The organism is Pseudarthrobacter equi, assembly GCF_900105535.1.
GTDB classification, from domain to species: Bacteria; Actinomycetota; Actinomycetes; order Actinomycetales; family Micrococcaceae; genus Arthrobacter; species Arthrobacter equi.
The window spans coordinates 4,334,292-4,353,824 of sequence record NZ_LT629779.1 but is presented as its reverse complement, the minus strand read 5'-3'; the positions used below and the strand labels follow the sequence as shown (position 1 = coordinate 4,353,824).

The window sequence follows — 19,533 nt, the reverse complement described above, 5'->3', positions numbered from 1 at the left end:
CTGTGCGTGACGCGGGCAGGGCCGGCTGCCTACTTTTCGTCCGGCCCCAGGTCCGGGCCGGACACGAAGCGGACCTCCCGGGTGGTGCTGCCCTGCAGTTCCAGGACGGCGAGCTCGTTGGCGCCCTCGCGGATCAGCGGCCCGGGCACGTACAGGGTGCGCTGCGGGCCGCGGCTCCAGTAGCGGCCCAGGTTGAAGCCGTTGATAAAGGCGTTGCCCTTGGTCCAGCCGTCCAGCCGCAGGTACCTGTCGCCCGGTCCCTCGGCGTCGAAGGTGGCAAAAGAGAGGGAGGGGCCGGCTACCCCGGCTGACGCTGAACCGGACAGCTCCGCCGCCGCGGCACGGAACACCTCCAGCGAAGACATGTCCACCGGCCGGACGCTCCAGTCCTGCACTTCCACACCGTCCAGCAGCGCCGGACCGGCCAGGCCCTTCGCCTCCCCGATCCGCGGCCCGTAGTTGACCCTGCCCTGGTCCTCCACGAGGACTTGCAGCAAGCCGCCGCGGGGTAGGACGATGGAGCGCTCGCCGAGCTCCCGGCTCAGCGTCCCCAGCGGGAAGCCGTCCAGGAAGAACTGCGCGCGGTCGCGAATTTCGCTGAAGGTGAGGACTCCGCCGCGGTCCAGCTGCCGTTCGTAGAGGAAGAAGCCGCGGTACTGGCCGGTGGCTTCACTCGGCGGCATGGAACCGGGGACGGTCACGGCGGGGAAGGACGCGGCCACGTCCAGGAGCAGGGCACTGGACGTTACGGACACGGCCGACGCCGGAACAGCGGCCCGGCGCTCCGGCACCTCCGCGGGAACCGGGAAGTGCTTGGCGATGACGTCCCGGAACGCGAAGTACTTGTCCGTGGGGTGGCCGTCCTCGGTGAGCGGCGCGTCGTAGTCGTAACTGGTGATGGTGGGTTCGTAAATGCCTTTGTCGTTGGCACCGTTGGTGAAGCCAAAGTTGGTGCCGCCGTGGAACATGTAGATGTTCACCGACGCCCCGGCGGCCAGCAGGGCGTCCAGTTCCGCGGCCGATGCGGTGGCATCGGTGGCGTGGTGGTGGGTGCCCCAGTTGTCGAACCAGCCGTTCCAGAACTCCGCACACATCAGGGGCCCGTCCGGCTGCCGCTCCCGCAGGAAGTCCAGCCGCTCGTCCGCGCGTGAACCGAACGTCCCGGTCTTATGCAATCCTGGCAGCGAGCCGTCCTCGATCATGGTCCCGAAAGGCTGGTCGCAGGTGAACAGGGGAACTTCGACGCCGGCCCGCTTGGCCGTATCCACGAGGTGCTGCAGGTAGGCCTTGTCCGAGCCATAAGCGCCGTATTCGTTTTCGATCTGGAACAGGACCACCGGACCCCCGCGGGTGACCTGACGTTCCACCACGATGGGCAGCAGCTTGTCCATGAACCCGTCCACGGCCGCCAGGTAACCGGGCTCGCTGCTGCGCACGCCAATAGCGGGGTCGGTGAACAGCCACGCCGGGAGGCCGCCGTTGTCCCACTCCGCGCAGATATAGGGCCCGGGCCGGACGATCGCCTGCATGCCCTCGGCTGCCACCAGGTCCAGGAAGCGGCCCAGGTCCAGGCCGCCGTCGGTCCGGAAGCTGCCGGGCGTGGGGGAGTGCTCGTTCCACGGCACATACGTCTCGATGGTGTTCAGGCCCATGAGCCGCGCCTTGCGGATCCGGTCCGCCCACAGGTCCGGGTGGACACGGAAGTAGTGGATGGCGCCGGAGAGGATGCGGAACGGTTCTCCGTCCAGCAGGAAGTCGCGGCTGCCGATGGCAAAGGTATGCACGGAGGATCCCAAATCAGTTGGCGGTGCGGAGGGCGGCTGTGTAGGCGTAGGTGGTGTTGCTCCAGATGATGAAGAGCAGTGGTGCGGGTGCGAGGGCGATGCCCAGGACGGGCTGCAGGATGGCGGCGGAGGCGATGATGCCGAGGAGTACGAGGGTGGCGAGGCTGAGGTACCAGCGTTGGACGGTGAGGTAGAGGGCTGCTTTGAGCAGGTTTTTGAGGCTTGTTTCGGGGTGGAGGACGACGCCGGCGATCGCTGTCATGGTCACGGCCAGGGTGGTGGCGGCTGCTACGAGGATCACGGGGACCAGGAGGGCGGCTGCGGGCATGGTTTGGACGATCACGAGGTCAACGCCGAGGAACAGGAGGGTGGCGGCGGCGGCGAGCCCGAGCGGGGCGGTTTTGCGGAACCCGTGCCGGTACCCGGTCAGGTAGGCGGCGACGGGTTTTACCGCGGCGCCGTCGTCGTGCAGGGCCTTGAAGGTGGTGAAGAGGGCGGCGAGGGAGGGCGGGATGGTGATGGTGAGGGCGAGGAAGAAGGGCCAGGCGGCGGCGGGGTCTGCCACGAGGGCCAGGCAGAGCACCAGGGGTGCGTTCGCGAGGGCCGTGAGGACGTTTCCTGTGAGGAAGGTGTAGATGAAGCCGAAGATGTTCCCGAAGGTTTCGAAGCCGGGGCTGGGGATCCGCCCGGCCAGGCCGCGTTGCCGGGGTTGTTGGCCTGGGTTTGGTGAGTGCCGGGTGGGGTGTTGTGCCACGGTGGTCATCCTTTCATGCCGCTCGTGGCGATGCCCTGGATGAAGTAGCGCTGGCCGATGAGGAAGATCGCGAGGATGGGGATCACGGAGATCACGGATCCGGTCATGATCATGGCGTATTCGGCGTCGAATTGGCCCACGAAGGAGCGCAGGCCGAGTTGGACGGTCCAGAGCCGGTTGGAGGTGAGGTAGATGAAGGGGCCCATGTAGTCGTTCCAGGTGTTCACGAACGTGAGCAGGGCGAGGCTGGCGAGGGCGGGTTTGGAGAGGGGGAGGATGACGCGGGCCCAGATGCCGTATTCGCTGAGGCCATCGATGCGGGCGGCTTCGCAGAGTTCGTCGGGGATGGTCATGTAGTACTGCCGCATGAGGAACACGCCGAACGCGCCGAAGGCCTGGAGCAGGATGAGGGCGTTGAAGCTGTTGGTCAGGCCGAGGTTCTGCATCATGATGTACTGCGGGACCATGTAGGCCTGCCAGGGCACGGCGATGGTGCCGATGTAGGCCAGGAACAGGACGTCGCGGCCGGGGAAGCGGACTTTGGAGAAGCCGTAGGCGGCCAGGGATCCGGTGAGGACCTGCAGGCAGGTGATGATCACGGCGAGGTAGAGGGAGTTCTGGAGGTAGCCCATCATGGGGATGCGGGTCCAGATTTCGGTGTAGTTGCTCCACACGAACTCGGTGGGGATCCATTGGATGGGGACGGTGAGGACCTGGTTGTTTTCCTTCAGGGAGGAGGAAACCATCCAGATGAACGGAACCATCAGCGCCGCGACCAGGACTACCAGGGCGGCGTAGATGACGAGGTCTGTGGTGCGTTTCTTCGCCTCCCGCGGGGAACGGCGGCGTTCGCTGCGGCGGTCCTCTTCCGCGGTGTTTGGGGGAAGCCCGGTTCCCATGAGCCGGGACTCGGCCTTGAGGTCTTCGGCCATGTTGGTCATCAGCGTTCCCTCCGCTGTTGGATCTTGAATTGGAGCACGGTGACGGTCAGCACGATGAGGAACAGTACGAGGGAGATGGCTGAGGAGTAGCCGAATTTTCCTTCGCCGATGCCTTCTTGGTAGATGAGCTGGGAGAGCACGGTGGTGGAGCGGCCGGGGCCGCCGTTGGTCATGACGACGATGAGGTCGAAGACTTTGAAGCTGGAGACGGTCAGCATGACCACCACGAAGAACGTGGTGGGGCGCAGCGAGGGGATGGTGACGTTCCAGAAACGTTGCCAGGCGGAGGCGCCGTCGACTTCGGCGGCTTCGTAGAGTTCGGCGGGGATCGCCTGGAGACCGGCGAGGTAGAGGACCATGTAGTAGCCCATGTCGCGCCAGACGCTGGTGATGATGACCGCGGGCAGGGCCCAGTCGGAGCTGGAGGTCCAGCCCGGCGGGTTGGCGATGCCGATGGTGGTGAGGAACTGGTTGATGGGGCCGCTGTCGGGGCTGAAGAGCATGTTCCAGACCACTGCCACTGCCACCAGTGAGGTGATGTACGGGAAGAAGATGGCGACGCGGAAGAAGCCGATGCCTTTGAGTTTGCGGTTCAGGAGCATCGCCAGGAGCAGGGCCAGGGCCATGGTCAGGGGGACGTGGCCGATCGCGTAGACCACGGTGTTGCGCAACGCGATCCAGAAGGAATCGGACGCGAACATCCGCTGGAAGTTCGCCAGTCCCACCCACTTCGGGGCCGTGAAGGAGGTCCATTCCATGAAGGACAACGCGAACGCGGCCAGGACCGGGATCAGGGTGAAGGCCAGGAACCCCAGGAAATTCGGCAGGATAAACGTCCAGCCAATCAGGGTATTACGCCGGGCCTGCTTCCGGTTGCCCCGGCTGTGGACAGCCGGGGCAACCGTCGAAGGAATAGTGTCAGTGCTCATGGCTGCCTGTTACTGGCCCAGGACTTCGCTTTTGACGCGTTTGCCCATCTCGGCAACCCCGTCGGACACCGAGCGCTCACCCACCATGATCAGGTCGTGCTCCTGGTTGAGCACCTTGTCCGTAGCGGCCGACTTGTCGCTGACCGGCATTTCCAGGGCAACCTTGTCCGGGGTGAAGGCCTTCTTGGACAGTTCGTCCGTGGGCATGCCGGCAAGCTTGAAGTACTCAGCGGTGATGGCGTCGTTCTGAAGGGCCGGCACAACGCCGATCTTCGAGATGGCCTTGGCGCCTTCCTCACCCGCAGCCCACTCGATGAACTTCTTGGCTGCGTCCGAGTGCGCGGCGTTCTTGTTGACGGCGAAAGCGGTGGGCGAACCGAACGTGGTGACCTTGCCGTCGTCCTTCTTCTGCGGCATCGGAGCCAGGCCCCAGTCCACGGTGGACTTACCGTCCTTCTTGGCCTGCAGGATGCCGGCGATGTACCAGGTGCCCATGGGCATCATGGCTGCCTGGCCGGTCTCGAACATGGTGCGGTAGCTGGTCTTCTGGCTCTTGGCGGTGCCGAAGTCCAGGGTGGCGCCGCTCTTCTGCAGGTCCAGGGCGGTGTTGTACTGGTCCTCGAAGAAACCGTAGTCGCCGCTGTTCTGGTCGGCGTCATCCTGGGCGGCCGCGATGGCCTGCACCACGGAGCGCCAGATGTGGTGGTAGGTGCCGTAGACCTTCTTGCCGTTGGCCTCGGTGGTGAGCTTCTTGGCCAGCGCGGTGTACTCGTCCCAGGTCAGGTCGGCGGGGTTCTCCACGCCTGCGGCCTTGAGCAGGTCCTTGTTGTAGTACAGGAGCCAGAAGTCCTGCCGGTAGGGGGCGGCGTAGTACTTGCCGCCGATGTCGAAGGCGTCCAGGCCCGCGAGGTTGTCCTTGCCAACGGTGTCCACCACGCTGTTGATTTCCTGCAGCTGGCCGTTGTTGGCGTAGCGGGCGTAGTCGATGACGTTTTTCATGGTGAGGACGTCGGTGGTGTCGCCGCCGGCCAGCATGGTGGTGACCTTCTGCGGGTAGTCATCGGCGAGGATGTCTACGGGTTCGATGTCGATGTCCGGGTTGGCTGCTTCGTAGCTGTCGAAGAGGGCTTTGAACTCCGGGGTGCCTTCGTAGTTCCATACCGAAACGGTCAGGCGGGTCTTGCCTTCCTGGCCTTGGGGTTCGGCCGGTCCGGCGGCGCCGGCACAACCGGACAGGCCCAGGCCTGCGGTTACTGCCAGTGCGATGGCGGCGAGGGTGGTGCGCTTCATTGCGTGCTCCTTACTGGGTTTTTGGTCTGCCGCGTCCGCGGCCGGGGTGGTTCAGGCGCTCAGGGAGAGGTCTTCGGAGACCACCTGGGCTACGAGCTGTTCTCCGGTGAGGTACCGTTCGAGGTCGTTCAGGGCGGCGTCGGACATCCGCCGGGTTTCGGTGCCGAGGGATCCGGCGATGTGGGGCGTGAGCACCACGTTGGGCAGGTCATAGAGGACCGAATCCTTTGGCAGCGGCTCGGGGTCGGTGACGTCCAGGAGGGCCTGGATCCGCCCGGTGGCGCACTCGGCCTCCAAGGCGCGGGTGTCCACCAGTGAGCCGCGGGCGGTGTTGATCAAGGTGGCGTGGTCCTTCATGGCCCGCAGTTCCGCGGCCCCGATCATGTGCCGGGTTTCCGGCAGCGCCGGGGCGTGGATACTCACGACGTCCGAGGCCGCCAGCAGTTCGGCCAGGCCCACCAGCCGGCCGCCGGCGGCAGCCACGGCGGCGGGATCGGCGTGCGGATCGTGGACCAGGCAGGTGACGTCCTGCAGTTGCTGGACCAGGCGGACCACGCGGCGGCCGATGCGGGAGAACCCCACCACCCCGATCACGCGGCCGATGTTGCCCACCTCGCCGCGCGTCGTCGTATAGGACCAGTCCTCACGCCAGGTGCGGGCATCGTTGGCCAGCACCTGTGCCTTCTTCCCGGCCAGCACGATGGACGCGAACGTAAACTCGGCCACCGGGATGGCGTTCGCGTCAGCGCCGTTGGTCACCAGGATGCCCCGGTCCCACAACTCCGGCGTGACGAAACTGCGCACCGTCCCGGCGCAATGGAACACTGCCCGCAGGTTCGGCATCCGCTCCAGCGCCGCCGCATCGAGCCGCGGCACGCCCCAACTGGTCAGCAGGACCTCCACGTCCGCGAGCCGGCCCGCCACCGCCGGATCCTCCAGCGAATCGGTCCACGGCTGCCCGCCCAGATCCACCAGCCCCGCCAACCGGTCCAACCGGGTGGAATCGAACTGGTCAGCAAAGGTTCCGTGGTTCATGACCAGCAGGGCCTTGGGTTTTGGCGACATCCGGGCCTCCCTTCTTTCGTGTTCGTTTGCGCTCACAACCGCAATTCATGTCTTGCATCACATCTAACAATCAGTAGATACTCATGAACAAGACAGAACAACCAAGTTATTCAATATCGATCCAAAACGATCGTATTCGAACATGAGAGCAGATGATGACGCCCCCTTCCGGCCCCCACACCACGCTGCCGGCACCCGCAGCGCCACTGGCCACTGCTTGGGGACCCGACGGCTCCCAGCCGGCGCTCCTTCGCCTGTTGGCCGGCGCGGCCGGGCGCCTCAGTGTTCCCGCAGCAGGCAGCAAAGCCTGGCCTGCCACGGGGTTGAATCTGCCCGCTCCTGTTGTCCGGCACGCACAGGAGGAACGGGGAACGCCGTGGCCCCAGCCCCTGGTGTCCCACTACGCCCGGTATTTCCGGGACGGAAACCGGACGGCCTACGAAGACCTGGTGGCTGCACGCCAGCAGCGGCTGACCCGCGCCGTAGTCATGGCCCTGGCCAGTGATCCCGGCCGGCAGGAAGGGGACGGAGACGAGGCGGAAGCGTGGCTCGACGAGGTCATCGACGGCGCGTTCCTGCTCTGCGAACAGAGCTCGTGGAGCTGGGCCGCGCACGACGACGTCTTCCGCCGCACGGGCTGCGTTGTTCCGGACCTGGCCACCCCGTACCTGGACCTCGGCGCCGGGGAGGTGGCCGCGCAGCTGGCATGGCTGGACCATGTCCTGGGCAGGCAGCTCGATGACCGGGCGCCGGGGCTGCGGCGGCGCATCCGCGACGAGGTCACCGGGCGTGTGATCAGGCCTTTCCTTGACCGGCTGGACTGGCACTGGCTGGGCCTGGACGGGGATGTCCATAACTGGAATCCCTGGATCCACTCCAACCTGATTGCGGCGGCGCTGTTGCTGGTGGATGACCCCGCCACCCAAGCGCAGGCAGTGGCCCGCTGCATCGAGGGCCTGGACCGTTTCCTGGCATCCATCCCGGCCGACGGCGCCATTGACGAGGGCTTCGCCTACTGGTGGAACGGTGCCGGGCGGGCGCTGGAGGGGCTGGCCCTGCTGGAACAGGCCACGGGCGGCGTGCTCGACGGCGGCCTCCCGGTGGTCCGCGAACTGGTCGCCTTCCCGCACCGCATGCACATCGGCGGCGCATGGTTCCTCAACGTGGCCGACGGTCCGGCACGCGCTGCGGCTGCCCTTCCCTGGGACATGCTGCACCGCTGGGCAGTCCGTCTGGGCGATCCGGAGGCAGCAGCCCACGCCGCTGCCATGGCCACCGGCGTACCGGATCCCGCTGCGGGGCTCGGCCGGGTCCTGCACACGATGCTCGAACGCCCGGAACCCGCTTCCGACGCCCCTCCGCTTGTGGCCGGCACCTACCTGCCATCGGTCCAGATCATGGTGGCCCGCGAAACCGGAGGAACGGCGGAGGGACTGCTCCTGGCCGCGAAGGGAGGCCACAACGGCGAGCACCACAACCACCGCGACGTCGGCTCGGTAGTGGTTGCCGTGGACGGGGTTCCCCTCCTGGTGGACGCCGGGCAGCCCACCTACACTGCCCAGACGTTCGGCCCGGACCGCTACGGCATCCGCGCGATGCAGAGCAACTGGCACAGCGTCCCTGCCCCGTTCGGCCTTGAACAGGGAACCGGCAGGGACTTCGCGGCCGGCGTCCTCAATGCGCCTACCCCGGAGCGGTCGCAGCTGGAGCTCGCCCTGGGAGCGGCCTACGGATTCGAACCCCGGGCCTGGATCCGGGCCGCGGAACTGCACCGGGCCCCCGGCCGCATCACCATCGCCGACCGCTGGGACCTGTCGACGTCGGCCGCGGGCGGAACGGCCGACGTCGACATCACCTTCCTGACGGCCGGAACCTTGATCCTCGGCCAGGAAGGGGCGGCGACAGTCCGTCCGGACGGCATCCCGGCGGTTGGCGCGGCAGACGCGACCCCGCGGGGAGCTGCCCTGCGCTGGGACCCGGCAGCCGTCGTCGTCCTCGTGGACGAATGGCAGCTGGACGATCCGCTCCTCGCCGACGCGTGGGGACCGCGGCTGACCCGGCTCCGGTTCCGCACGCCGGCCGCAACTGCACCATCCCCTGCTTTCCGCGCCGCCGGCGCATTCACCCTCACTGTGGAGGCAACACCATGAGCCCTGAGCAACCGTCCGAACCCACCGGAAAGTCGCTGTTTTCGCTGCAGCGCCGGGAACGGCTCATGGAGGAACTGCGGGCGCACGGTGCCATCACCGTCCGTGACATCGCGGCGAAGCTGGGCGTCAGCGAACTGACCATCCGCCGCGACGTGAACATCCTCGCGGACGAGGGCCTGGTGTCCCGCGTGCATGGCGGCGCCACGCTGCCCAGCCCGCTGGACCGCTCGGCAGCGGGCCGGGCAGCACAGCACAGCTACTCCATCGGCATGGTGGTGCCGTCACTGGACTACTACTGGCCGCAGGTCATCAGCGGGGCGCGGGCCGAGGCGGAAGAGCAGAACCTGCGGATCATGGTGCGCGGGTCAGCGTACGACGCCGCAGACAACCGCAGGCAGGTGCAGGCCCTGCTGGACACCCAGAACATCGACGGCCTGATCGTGGCGCCGGACATGGGCGGTGACCACGGGCCCGAACTGATCCGCTGGCTGAACGCCCTGCCCATCCCGGTGGTACTCGCCGAACGGCGTGCGCCCGCCGAGATTCCCGCGCACCGCCTCGAATGGGTGGCCACGGATCACGCGTTTGGCGCCGGCATGGCCGTGCGGCACCTGTGGCAGGAAGGCCATCGGCGGATCGGCTGCCTGACCGATTCGTCCAGCCCCACCAGCCCGCACGTGGTCCGCGGCTGGCACCAGGCCCTGGCCGCACTGAAGATTCCGCTGGAGGGCTCCGTCCACGAGGACTCAGCCAAGCAGGACCCCGCCAACCACGGCAACGGTGGCCGGGCCGGCCACTTCGACCATGTGCTGGACCTGTGCACGAAGACAGGCACCACGGCGATGCTGGTGCATTCGGACACCCAGGCGGTGGCATTCGTGCAGCACTGCGTGGACCGCGGGCTCACCGTTCCGGGGGACATGGCGATCGTGGGGTACGACGACGAAGTGGCCTACCTGGCCGAGCCCGCCATCTCCGCCGTCCGGCCGCCCAAGCAGTACGTGGGCAAGGTGGCGGTGCAGCTTATGGCCGCCCGGCTGGCCGAGGGCAGGATGCGTCCCGTGCACCGGATCGAGCTGAACCCGGACCTGATCCTGCGGGAATCGTCCATCGGGGCTCCGCGGATTCCGGCTGCCGGCGTACTGCAGGATTCCCTGTGAGCGCCGCGCCCCTGGCCATGCCCCCGCTGGACTTCAGCGCCTCGCCGTATACCGGCCTCACCCGGGACCACTGGTGCGCGTACGCAGACTACCTGCTGCGTTCCGCGCACCGCCATGCCACGGAAGACCACGCCAACCTGTACCTGCCCGGAGCCACCAGCGCCTACGGCCGGAAAAGCGATTCGCTGGAAGCGTTTGCCCGGACGTTCCTGCTGGCCTCATTCCGGATCGCCGGTGATCCGGAGGGCACCGTGTGGCTGGCCGACTGGTACGCCAAGGGCCTCGACGCCGGAACCAACCCGGCGAACCCTGACCGCTGGCCCACGCCGGGTGAACTGGACCAGGCCAAGGTGGAGGCGGCATCGCTGGCCGTGGGACTCGCGCTGACCCGGGACGTGCTGTGGGACCGGCTGCCCCAGCGCGTCCAGGAACAGCTGGTGGCCTGGTTTGAGACCGTGATCGGCCAGGCGTACCCGCCCATCAACTGGGTGTGGTTCCAGGTCGTCGTCGAAAAGTTCCTCGCCGGCGTGGGCGGACGCTACTCGGATGCGGACATCGACGCAGGGCTGGCCATCCACGACTCCCTGTACCGCGGCCACGGCTGGTTTGCCGACGGCCCGGAGCGCGCCTACGACCACTACGTGGGCTGGGCGTTCCAGGTCTATCCCCAGCTGCTGCAGCTGATGGCGCCGGAGGACCCCCGGGTGAAGGCCCGTGCCGCCCTGGACGGCGAACGGCTGGCCGATTTCCTGGACGACGCCGTCCACCTGGTGGGGGCTGACGGTGCCCCGCTGGTCCAGGGCCGCAGCCTGATCTACCGTTTCGCAGCGGCAGCACCGTTCTGGGCGGGACAGTTCGCAGGGCACACCCGGTTGACGCCCGGCGTGACCCGGCGGGCGGCTTCCGGCATCCTGAAGTACTTCCTGGACCGGGGCGCCCACAACGCTGACGGACTGCTGACCATCGGCTTCCACTCCGAGTTCCCGGGCATGAAACAGTCGTATTCCGGTGCAGGGTCCCCCTACTGGGCCGCCAAGGGGATGATGGGCCTCGCCCTTCCCGCCGATCATCCGGTGTGGACGGCCGTGGAGGAGCCGCTGCCGGTGGAAACCGGCGACACACAGCGCTTCATCACGGCTCCGGGCTGGCAAGTGGACGGGACAGTTTCGGACGGTGTGGTGCGCATCCGCAACCACGGCACCGACCATGCCAACGCCGGCGTCCGGGTGGCCGATTCCCCGCTCTATGCGCGGCTGGGCTACTCCACTGCCACCTTCCCGGACCTTGCCGGGGAATCCGTGGACAACGCCGTCGCGTTCGCCGATGCGGAAGGCCGGCTGACGCACCGGACCGGATTCGAGTTCCTTGGCCATTACAGGCAGGACGGGGTGCAGGTGGGGGCCTCGCGCTTCACCGCGCACTGGATCGAGGTGGATCCCGACGGCGGCCCGGACCACGGGAGCGGCGCTGCGGGAACTGCCACGCCGGGGCCCCAAGTGACCGTGGCATCCGTGACGCGGGGTGCTGTGGAACTGCGGCTGGTGCGGGTTCGCAACGCGGCAGGCAGGGGTGCCAGGCTGCGGATTGGCGGCTGGCCGGTGGATACCGCGGCCGGACTTGCCAGCGAGGTCCGCCCCGTTGAGTGGGGCGGGGTCCTTGACGACGCCGGCACCTGGCGCCGCGAGGCACCGCACCCTGTGGGGGAACACCTGGCCATCCCCTGGATTGGCACCGCCGGTGCCGTGGCCGACGCGGACTATGCCGCCGTCGTCGTGCTCTCAGGAGAAGGCTCCCTCACCGAAAAGTGCGGGGCGCGCTTCGTGGCGGACGGCCTGTTCGCCTTCGCCGATGGTGCCATGGTCGACGTCGATGCGGTGTTCGCGCAGCTCAATCCCGCGTAGGAACCCCTGGGTCCACTCGACAACCTCTCAACGTTGACGAGTACTCGCGAGTAGCAAAGTAGTCGAGGGGGTACTTAAGACGAGTACTCGCTACTGGTGCCTGTCAAGAGTCCAGCTGATTAATTGGGGCTGTCACTACTTGATTGGCGGGGACCCGGTCAGGGTGGCGGTTGGCGCATTAGGGGCCCCCGGAAGCCTGATCCGCCGACGCCCGGACAAGGGGGTGTCGGAGGATCGGGCATCGCGACGTCTACCAGCAGAGGGGGCACCGGGGTGAGCTCAAGGACCTGGCCGCAGATTGGCGGCAGGACCACCGGAGAGGACCTCATCCGCGCCTTGGAGGAGTCCCGCGCCGGAGTGCTCATCACTGGAGCCTCGGGGAGCGGCAAAAGCTACCTCACCAGTCTCCTGACCAAGGAAATCCGCGGTGACGCCTACATTGTGGTGCTCCGGGCCAGCGCCGGCCTCACCGCAAGCCCGTACGGTGCGCTGAACGTTCTGCTGCGGGACCTGGACTCGCAGTTCCTGTCCCATCCCGCGCTGGTCCTCTCTGCCCTGACGGCGCTGCTCACCGCGCGGGCCGAGGGCAAACCCGTGTACCTGGTCATTGAAAATGCAGGGGACGTGGATGAGTTCGCGGGGGCGGTCATCTCGCAGCTCGCCCGCAACGGAACGGCCGGCCTGATCCTGACGTGCACCGATCCGCAGCGGCTGGGCAGCGAACTGTCCCGGCTCTGCACGGACGGGTACCTTGCGCGGATCGAGCTCGAACCGCTTCCCCTGCCCGATGCCATCGCCTGGCTCGAAGCGAGCCTCGGCGGCCGCATCTCGGCATCCGCAGCACACGAGTTCTGGACGGCGAGCGGGGGAAATCCGCACTACCTGAAAATGCTGGCAGGAGAACTGGTTGACTCCGGGGCCCTCGCGGTGCGCGACGGCGTCTGGGTCCTCACCGCTACGGACAGGCCCCACGGCCCTGCCATCACAGACCTGGTGGTCACCCGGCTGGGCAAGGTGGGACCCGGGGAACGCATGGCCATGGAGGTCGTGTCCCTGGCCGGGACCGTGCCGCTGGAAGCGCTGCTGGCCATCGCACTGCCCGACGACGTCGACGCCCTGGAAAAACGCGGGATCCTGGTGGTGGACGACTCCCTGCCACGCACGGTGGGGATGCAGAACCAGCTGCTGCGCGACGTCATCCGCGCCAACATCCCCACCGGCCGCAGCAGCGATCTCCGGCGACGGTTCTGCGAGGCAGTGGAGCCGGCGCTGATGCACCCCGCGCTCAGGGTGGCCCTTGCCGCGTGGGCCCTGGATTGCGGCTCGCCGCTCACCGAAGCGGAGGCCCTGCATGCCGCTGCGATCGCCAACACCCGTGCTGACTACCCGCTGGCCCTTCGGCTGGTCCGCTCAGTACCCGGCCATTCACGCAGCGCCGCGGCGGTCGCGGAGGAAACCACCGCCCTCGCGGCCCTCGGCGCCGTCAGCGAAGCCCGGTCAGTGCTCCAGCAGTACCGGGAACAGGCCGGTGGCAGCGCGGACAGCAACGGTGCGGACACGCTGTCCTCCGCCGACACCCTGCGGTTCCAGCTGGCAGAGGCCGCGGTCCTGCAGTCCGACCGGGCAACCATGGACCAGGCTGCGGAACGCCTCCGTCATGTCCGGAAGATGCTGGACGGGGACCTGATGCCGGGGGATGTTGCTCCCGCTGGCGTGCCGCGGGGAATGCATGGTGGGCCGGACGCTGAAAGGGCCTTACGGGAAGAGCTGGTCCTTGCCGAAGCCCGGGTTGCGGGCCACCTTGGCCGTTACGCAGAAGCCGCGGCGCTGCTGGAGGATGCGCTGCAGGACTTTGAAACCCACGGACCGGAATTCCGCTTCATGGCGGGCAGCTTGTTGTGTGAGGCGTGGGCACTGACCGGGCGGCAGGCCGAGGCAGCTGACATGGCCGGCCAGCTGCTGGCCGACGGCCGGAATCCGATGATGTCCGCAGCTGCTGCATGGTCGGCAGCAGGGCGGTTGCGGTTCGCGCTGCTGCTGGCCGGCTGCTGGGAAGATTCGGCATCGATGCTGCAGCCGCACTGGGACTCTCCGCTCCCCGCCGGCCAGCCGTTCCCGGCTTCCTTCGACCTGGCACTGGCCGTCCTGCGGTGCCTGCAGGGCAGGGCACATGAGGGCCTGGAATCCCTGGTTCCGCTGATCGGGCAGCTGCGGGTGCGGGATGACGAGGGGATCCTTGGCGTGGCCACCGCGGCTGCTGCCTACGCCTCGGCACTGCAGGGCGAACCGGACCGGGCCGGCAGCTACCTCGCACAGAAAAGGCCGGGGCCAGCGCGGCCCGGACGGCCGATGGAGTGGCTCACGGCCTATTTCACCATCCTCGGCGTTGACGGCGTTGACAGGCCGCAGGCTGCCGGCGACGCACTGATGCGGCTGGCCGACGACGACCATGCGGCGGGCAACCATGGCCTTGAGGTTCTCGCGCTGAGCACGGCCGTCAGGCTGGGACGGACAGCCGCGGCTTCCCGACTTCTTGAGACGGCGTTAAGGTGCGACGGCGACTTCGCCGGACTGTGCGCAGCCTACGCGAATGCGGTACTCGCCCATGACGTGGCCCAGCAGGTGGCCGTCGCCCAGCTCGCACAGGACCTGCAGCATGACCGGTTTGCCTTCGACGTCGCCGAGGCAGTCATCCGCGGCGCGCATGCCCTGGAAGACCGCGCCCTGCTCCTGCAGGCCCGCCGGATCGCGGAAACCTGCCGGCACAGGATGCGGGCGCCGGAGGACACGGTGCAGCAGGAAGACCGCATCACCGCGCGGGAACTGGAGATCGCCACCCTCGCCGCCCGGGGCCACAGCAACAAGGCCATCGCCGCCAGGCTGCACCTGTCGGTACGGACGGTGGAGGGACACCTCTACCAGATCTACGGCAAATTGAAGATCGTTGAACGCTCGGAGCTGCCGTTTGCCCTGGGCCTCGCTGAGGGGAACCAGCAATGACCGAGGTACTGGCAAGCGAAACGCTCGTTGGGCGCTCGGGCATCCTGGCCGCCGTCGCGGACTGCCTGCTGGACCGCAACGGGCCCGGCATCCTCCTGCTGGGTGATGCCGGGCTGGGCAAGACGGCACTGGTCAACGCGGTGATCCAGGAACTGGGCCAGCGCGTGCGGCCCTTCAGGGTGTTCGCCGGGGCCACGCTGGCCGGAGTCCCGTTCGCCGCCCTTGCACCACTGATCACCTCGCTGACGCCTGGCCAGATCAATGAGCCGCTGTCCGTGATGAAGGCCGTGACCGCCGCCCTGAACCCAGCGAGGGAACGGGAATCGGTGCCTGCCGTCCTGGTGGTGGAGGATGCCCAGCACCTCGACGAGGGAAGCGTCGCCGTCCTGGCCCAGCTCACGGCGGCCGAAGTGGCTAAGGTGATCTTCATCTGCCGCCCCCATCCGGCGCCGCCCGGCGAAATCTTTTCGATGTGGTCCGAAGGATTGCTGGACCGCTTCGACCTGCAGCCCCTGAACGGACAGGACGTCGATCAGCTGTGCGCCCAGGTGCTGGGCGCACCCGTGGTCCCCAGCGCAGGTGCGGTGCTCCGCAGGGCCTCCGGCGGAAACCCGATGTTCCTGCTGGAACTCATCGGCAATGCCAGGTCCGCCGGCCAGCTGGTCAACCGGAACGGGGCATGGATGCTGACCTCCGAGCTGCGCGGCAACAGCCTGCGGCTCCTGGATTTGGTCCGGAACCAGATCGTGCACCTGGACCATCTGCAGCGTGAGGCCCTGGACACCGTCGCCCTGGCCGAACCCCTGCCCCTGGATGTGCTGCGGCAGGCCAGCGACCACTACGCCGTGGACGAATTGCAGGAAATGCGGCTGATTACCATCGATTCCGATGCCGAGCAGCATGTCCGCCTGGTCCAGCCGCTGGTGGGCGAAGTACTCCGGCAGATTGTACCGGCCGCCCGCAGCCTGCGGATCCGCCAGCGCATCCTGCAGCTCCTTGAAAACCGCCCGCAGACCATGGACGGCCTGCTCCGTTATGTGTCCTGGGGGCTCGAAGCCGGTGCCAGGATCCCGGACACCGAGATCCTGGAGGCCGCGCAGCTGGCCAACCGGCTCTTCATCCCCAGCTACGTCGAACGGGTAGCCGGAGCCATCAAGGACCCGGCGCTCAAGCTCGCGGCCCGGGTGGAGGTGGCCCGCGCCAAGTGGTACCGGGGGGATATCCGGGGAACGGCCTGGGAAATCAGCGGGATCGTCGAAAGGACCAACCATCCTGCCACCCTGCGGCAGGTGTCCATGCTTGCCGCGCAACTCGCCAGGCGCCAGGGGGCGGGCCCCAACGCGGTAAAGCAAGCGGCGTACGAATGGGAGGCTGCCCTGGCCCGGATCGCTGAATCCGCCCGGGGAATCGAGGCGCAGGAGCTTGAACTGGGACGCCTGGGAAGCCGGCTGCTGGTCCTGGAGGGAATGCAGGCGGAGGGCCGCCACGTGGAAACGGAACGCGAGCTGCGGCACATCTGGCAACAGGGCGGGGACGGTGAAACCCGGCTGCTCGCAGGAACGCTGCTGGCTGAATCGATGGCCGTCACCGGCAAGCCCCTCTCGGCCCTGCAGGTTCTGGCCGACGTCAAGGACATCCTCGATGCTGCCGGCTACTGGGGCCTGCAGCACACCGGGTTCTTCATGCGCCGCTACATTCTTGCCCTGCTCCATGCCGGTGAGTTCGCAGTGCTTGAGGAGTACCTCCGGAACCACGTGTCCCTGGCGCCCAACTCGCTGATCTACGACGGCGGTGCGCTGCATTTCAGCGCGGGCAGCGTGGACCTGCGCCGCGGCAACCTGGGGGCCGCGCTGCCGTGCCTCCGCCAGGCGGTGAGCATGCTCCGGGTGTCGGACCTGCAAAGCGACCTGCCCGACGCCGTCGCTGCCGCCGCCTACGCTGCGTCCCTGCTGAAGTTCCGGGACGTCGCGTCCTCCTACACGCTGGAGCATGAGTCGCTGGCCCGGGACGGGATGGAATCATCCCTGTTGGGCCGGGCCCACGCCGCCATGGCCAAGGTCCAGCAGGTGGGGCTGCGCCCCACGCTGTCCCGGCTGATGTCCCTCGCGGACACCGCGGCAGCCAACGGGGCAGTGGGGCCGGAGATCGATATCCTCGTCCTCGTCCTTCGGGCCGGGGACCTCTCCGTGGTGCGCCGCCTGAAATCCCTGGCAGAAACCAGCGAAGGCCGCACCGCCGAGTTCGCCTTCAGCTACAGCCAGGCCCTGGACGCCAAGGATGCCGCAGGACTCATTGCCCTGAGCGAGGCTGCGGCCAGGGAGGGGTTGGAGCTCGCAGCAGCGGACTACGCCGGCCATGCGCTCAGGATCCTCGAGAGCCGCGGAGACAAGTCCCGCCAGCTGGAAGCACAGCGGCTCCTAAAACGGCGCACCGCGGCGCTGGGGAAGGCTCCAGTGGCCACAGGCCAGGGGATGCCGGACCTGTCAAAGCTGACGCGGCGGGAACAGGAAATCGTTGCCCTGGTACAGACGGGTTCAAGCAACAGGGACATCGCGCTCAGCCTCGGACTCTCCCTCCGGACGGTGGAAGGCCACCTGTACCGGATGTTCGCCAAGCTCGGAATCAGCGACCGCGAAAAGCTGATCAGCGGCGATCACGGCGGCGACCACACCGCCTAACCAGCCTTTTTCGTTAACCAGCGCCTGCTGCCGCGCTGGTTTTCGGTGTTGCTTCCGCGGAATTCCGGGCATTCCGGGGGCACCCGCCCTACCGAGTACCAATACGAGTGGTGGGCAGCCCCAAGCCACGTAGTCTCACCGCCGGGTGCGGCGGGCGGGGTCAAAGACGGGTACACCACACTCGCGCCGGGCAAAGGACTTGATTAATACCCTCGTCTTGTTGGCAACCGCCAGCACGAGGGGAAGTGGGCCTCGACATGAAGCGCAGGAAGATTTCCTTTGCGGGGGACAGCCTGATGGCAGTCCGGCCGGAAGGCAGTTCCGATGCGACAGGTCTCCCGCCATTGGCGGGGACCCCCCAAAACGGGCCGGCGGTGAAGGGCGACGTGCCACCTGAGACCCGGGCACACACCTTCTCGCCGCCGGCTTTTATTCACTCTGGAGACAAAATGCACCGGGAGGTCGACTGACCATGGCACCGAACACGAAGGTAAAAACCCTCAAGAAACAGGTCGCCGTTGAATCCCATTCCCTGCCGGCTGAGGCAGTGGAGTGGACTGAGGGCACCGCCGCGCGGGCAATTCCCGCCCAGGACCAGGTGTTCACTTTCGACGTCGCAATCGTCGGCCTGGGCTACGTGGGACTGCCCACCGCCCTGGCCATCAACGCCTCCGGGCGGCGGGTCCTCGGGCTCGACGTCTCGGAGCGGCGGCTGGCAGTGATCCGCGAACAGCAGGCGGACCTGCTGGACTCGGACAAGGAGCGGCTGAAGACCGCGCTGCTGGACCCCTCATTCATGCTGACCAGCGACCTCTCGCTGCTGGCCCACGCTGCCGCCGTGGTGGTCTGTGTTCCCACTCCCGTGGACGCGTACCTTGTTCCCGACCTCGGCATCCTGCGCGCAGCGTGTGCCTCGGTGGTGGAATACGCGGTGCCGGGGCAGCTGCTGATGCTGACCTCCACCACCTACGTGGGCACCACACGGGACCTGCTGGCGATGCCCCTCGCCGCCAAAGGACTCATCCCGGGACGCGACGTGTACGTGGCGTTCTCACCGGAACGCATCAATCCCGGCGTCGACTCCTTCTCCCACGAGGACGTACCCCGCGTGGTGGGCGGTGTCACCGCAGCCTGTGGTGAGGCAGCGGAACGGCTGCTCAGCGCCAGCACCAAGCTGGTTCACGTGGTCCCGTCCGCGGACGCCGCGGAGATGACCAAGCTCGTGGAAAACACGTTCCGGGCGGTCAACATTGCCCTGGCCAACGAGTTTGCCCAGATCTGCCACGAGCTGGACATGGAAGTGATGGACGTGATCAACGCTGCCGCCACCAAACCGTACGGGTTCATGCCGTTCACCCCCGGCCCGGGAGTCGGCGGACACTGCATTCCCTGCGACCCGCACTACCTGCTCTGGCAGCTGCGCAAGGCCCGCATCACGGCGCCGGTGATCGAGCAGGCAATGATCGGGATCGCGGGCAGGCCGCACCAGGTAGTGGAGAAGGCGCGGCGGATCCTCTCCGAGCGGAACCACGGCCTGGCCGGCGCACGGGTGATGGTGGTGGGCGTGGCCTACAAGCCCGATGTCGAGGACCTCAGGGAATCCCCGGCCCTAGAGATCATCGCCGAACTCATCGCGGACGGCGCCGAGGTGGCCTACTCGGATCCGTGGTGCCTCACCGCGCCGGACGGCAGGGGCGGGACGCTGATCTCCAATCCCGCACCCCAACTGTGGGAAGCGGACCTCGTGATCCTGCACACCAGGCACAGCCAGACGGACCTTGACTGGCTGGAGAACGCCGCTGCAGTGCTGGACACCACCTACCGGCTGCCCAAGGCAGACAACGTCACCAGGCTCTGACCACACCACTCCATTTGGAAGCA

Annotated in this window: 12 protein-coding genes; 6 read left to right on the top strand and 6 right to left on the bottom strand. The window is 67.5% G+C overall.

Annotated elements, in window-relative coordinates; genetic code table 11:
• Window positions 1-29 precede the first annotated feature (29 nt).
• The 6 genes from BLT71_RS19775 to BLT71_RS19750 are packed head-to-tail and all read right to left on the bottom strand — an operon-like array spanning window position 30 to window position 6,763.
• The gene (locus BLT71_RS19775) at window positions 30-1,784 is read right to left on the bottom strand and encodes a glycoside hydrolase family 35 protein (RefSeq protein ID WP_091724218.1); all 1,755 of its coding nucleotides are present in this window, start codon (window positions 1,782-1,784) and stop codon (window positions 30-32) included.
• Window positions 1,785-1,797: 13 nt separating this feature from the next.
• The gene (locus tag BLT71_RS19770; protein WP_091723563.1) at window positions 1,798-2,547 is read right to left on the bottom strand and encodes a DUF624 domain-containing protein; all 750 of its coding nucleotides are present in this window, start codon (window positions 2,545-2,547) and stop codon (window positions 1,798-1,800) included.
• The gene (locus BLT71_RS19765) at window positions 2,544-3,479 is read right to left on the bottom strand and encodes a carbohydrate ABC transporter permease (RefSeq protein ID WP_091723561.1); all 936 of its coding nucleotides are present in this window, start codon (window positions 3,477-3,479) and stop codon (window positions 2,544-2,546) included. The genes BLT71_RS19770 and BLT71_RS19765 overlap by 4 nt, the downstream gene beginning before the upstream one ends.
• Window positions 3,479-4,408, bottom strand: a complete 930-nt coding sequence (locus BLT71_RS19760) for a carbohydrate ABC transporter permease (protein WP_091723559.1) — start codon at window positions 4,406-4,408, stop codon at window positions 3,479-3,481. The genes BLT71_RS19765 and BLT71_RS19760 overlap by 1 nt, the downstream gene beginning before the upstream one ends.
• Before the next feature lie 9 nt (window positions 4,409-4,417).
• Window positions 4,418-5,698: an ABC transporter substrate-binding protein gene (locus BLT71_RS19755; RefSeq protein ID WP_091723557.1), complete on the bottom strand. Its 1,281-nt coding sequence runs from the start codon at window positions 5,696-5,698 to the stop codon at window positions 4,418-4,420.
• 51 nt (window positions 5,699-5,749) lie between these two features.
• Window positions 5,750-6,763 carry a hydroxyacid dehydrogenase gene (locus tag BLT71_RS19750; protein WP_091723556.1) on the bottom strand — a complete coding sequence of 338 codons (1,014 nt, stop codon included), beginning with the start codon at window positions 6,761-6,763 and terminating at the stop codon, window positions 5,750-5,752.
• Window positions 6,764-6,915: 152 nt separating this feature from the next.
• Here BLT71_RS19750 and BLT71_RS19745 point away from each other — a divergent pair, with 152 nt between their 5' ends.
• From BLT71_RS19745 to BLT71_RS19720, 6 genes are all read left to right on the top strand, one after another.
• Window positions 6,916-8,913, top strand: a complete 1,998-nt coding sequence (locus BLT71_RS19745; protein WP_231994388.1) for a heparinase II/III family protein — start codon at window positions 6,916-6,918, stop codon at window positions 8,911-8,913.
• A complete protein-coding gene (locus BLT71_RS19740) occupies window positions 8,910-10,073 on the top strand; it encodes a LacI family DNA-binding transcriptional regulator (RefSeq protein WP_091723554.1) in 1,164 nt (387 codons plus the stop codon). Before BLT71_RS19745 ends, BLT71_RS19740 begins: the two co-directional genes overlap by 4 nt.
• A complete protein-coding gene (locus tag BLT71_RS19735) occupies window positions 10,070-11,974 on the top strand; it encodes a DUF2264 domain-containing protein (RefSeq protein WP_231994387.1) in 1,905 nt (634 codons plus the stop codon). Before BLT71_RS19740 ends, BLT71_RS19735 begins: the two co-directional genes overlap by 4 nt.
• Window positions 11,975-12,247: 273 nt before the next feature.
• Window positions 12,248-14,974, top strand: coding sequence for a helix-turn-helix transcriptional regulator (locus BLT71_RS19730; RefSeq protein ID WP_091723552.1), 2,727 nt, complete (start codon window positions 12,248-12,250; stop codon window positions 14,972-14,974).
• Window positions 14,971-17,652: a helix-turn-helix transcriptional regulator gene (locus tag BLT71_RS19725; RefSeq protein WP_091723550.1), complete on the top strand. Its 2,682-nt coding sequence runs from the start codon at window positions 14,971-14,973 to the stop codon at window positions 17,650-17,652. The genes BLT71_RS19730 and BLT71_RS19725 overlap by 4 nt, the downstream gene beginning before the upstream one ends.
• Window positions 17,653-18,124: 472 nt before the next feature.
• Complete coding sequence (locus tag BLT71_RS19720) at window positions 18,125-19,510, top strand: nucleotide sugar dehydrogenase (protein ID WP_091723549.1); 1,386 nt, start codon at window positions 18,125-18,127, stop codon at window positions 19,508-19,510.
• Window positions 19,511-19,533 lie beyond the last annotated feature (23 nt).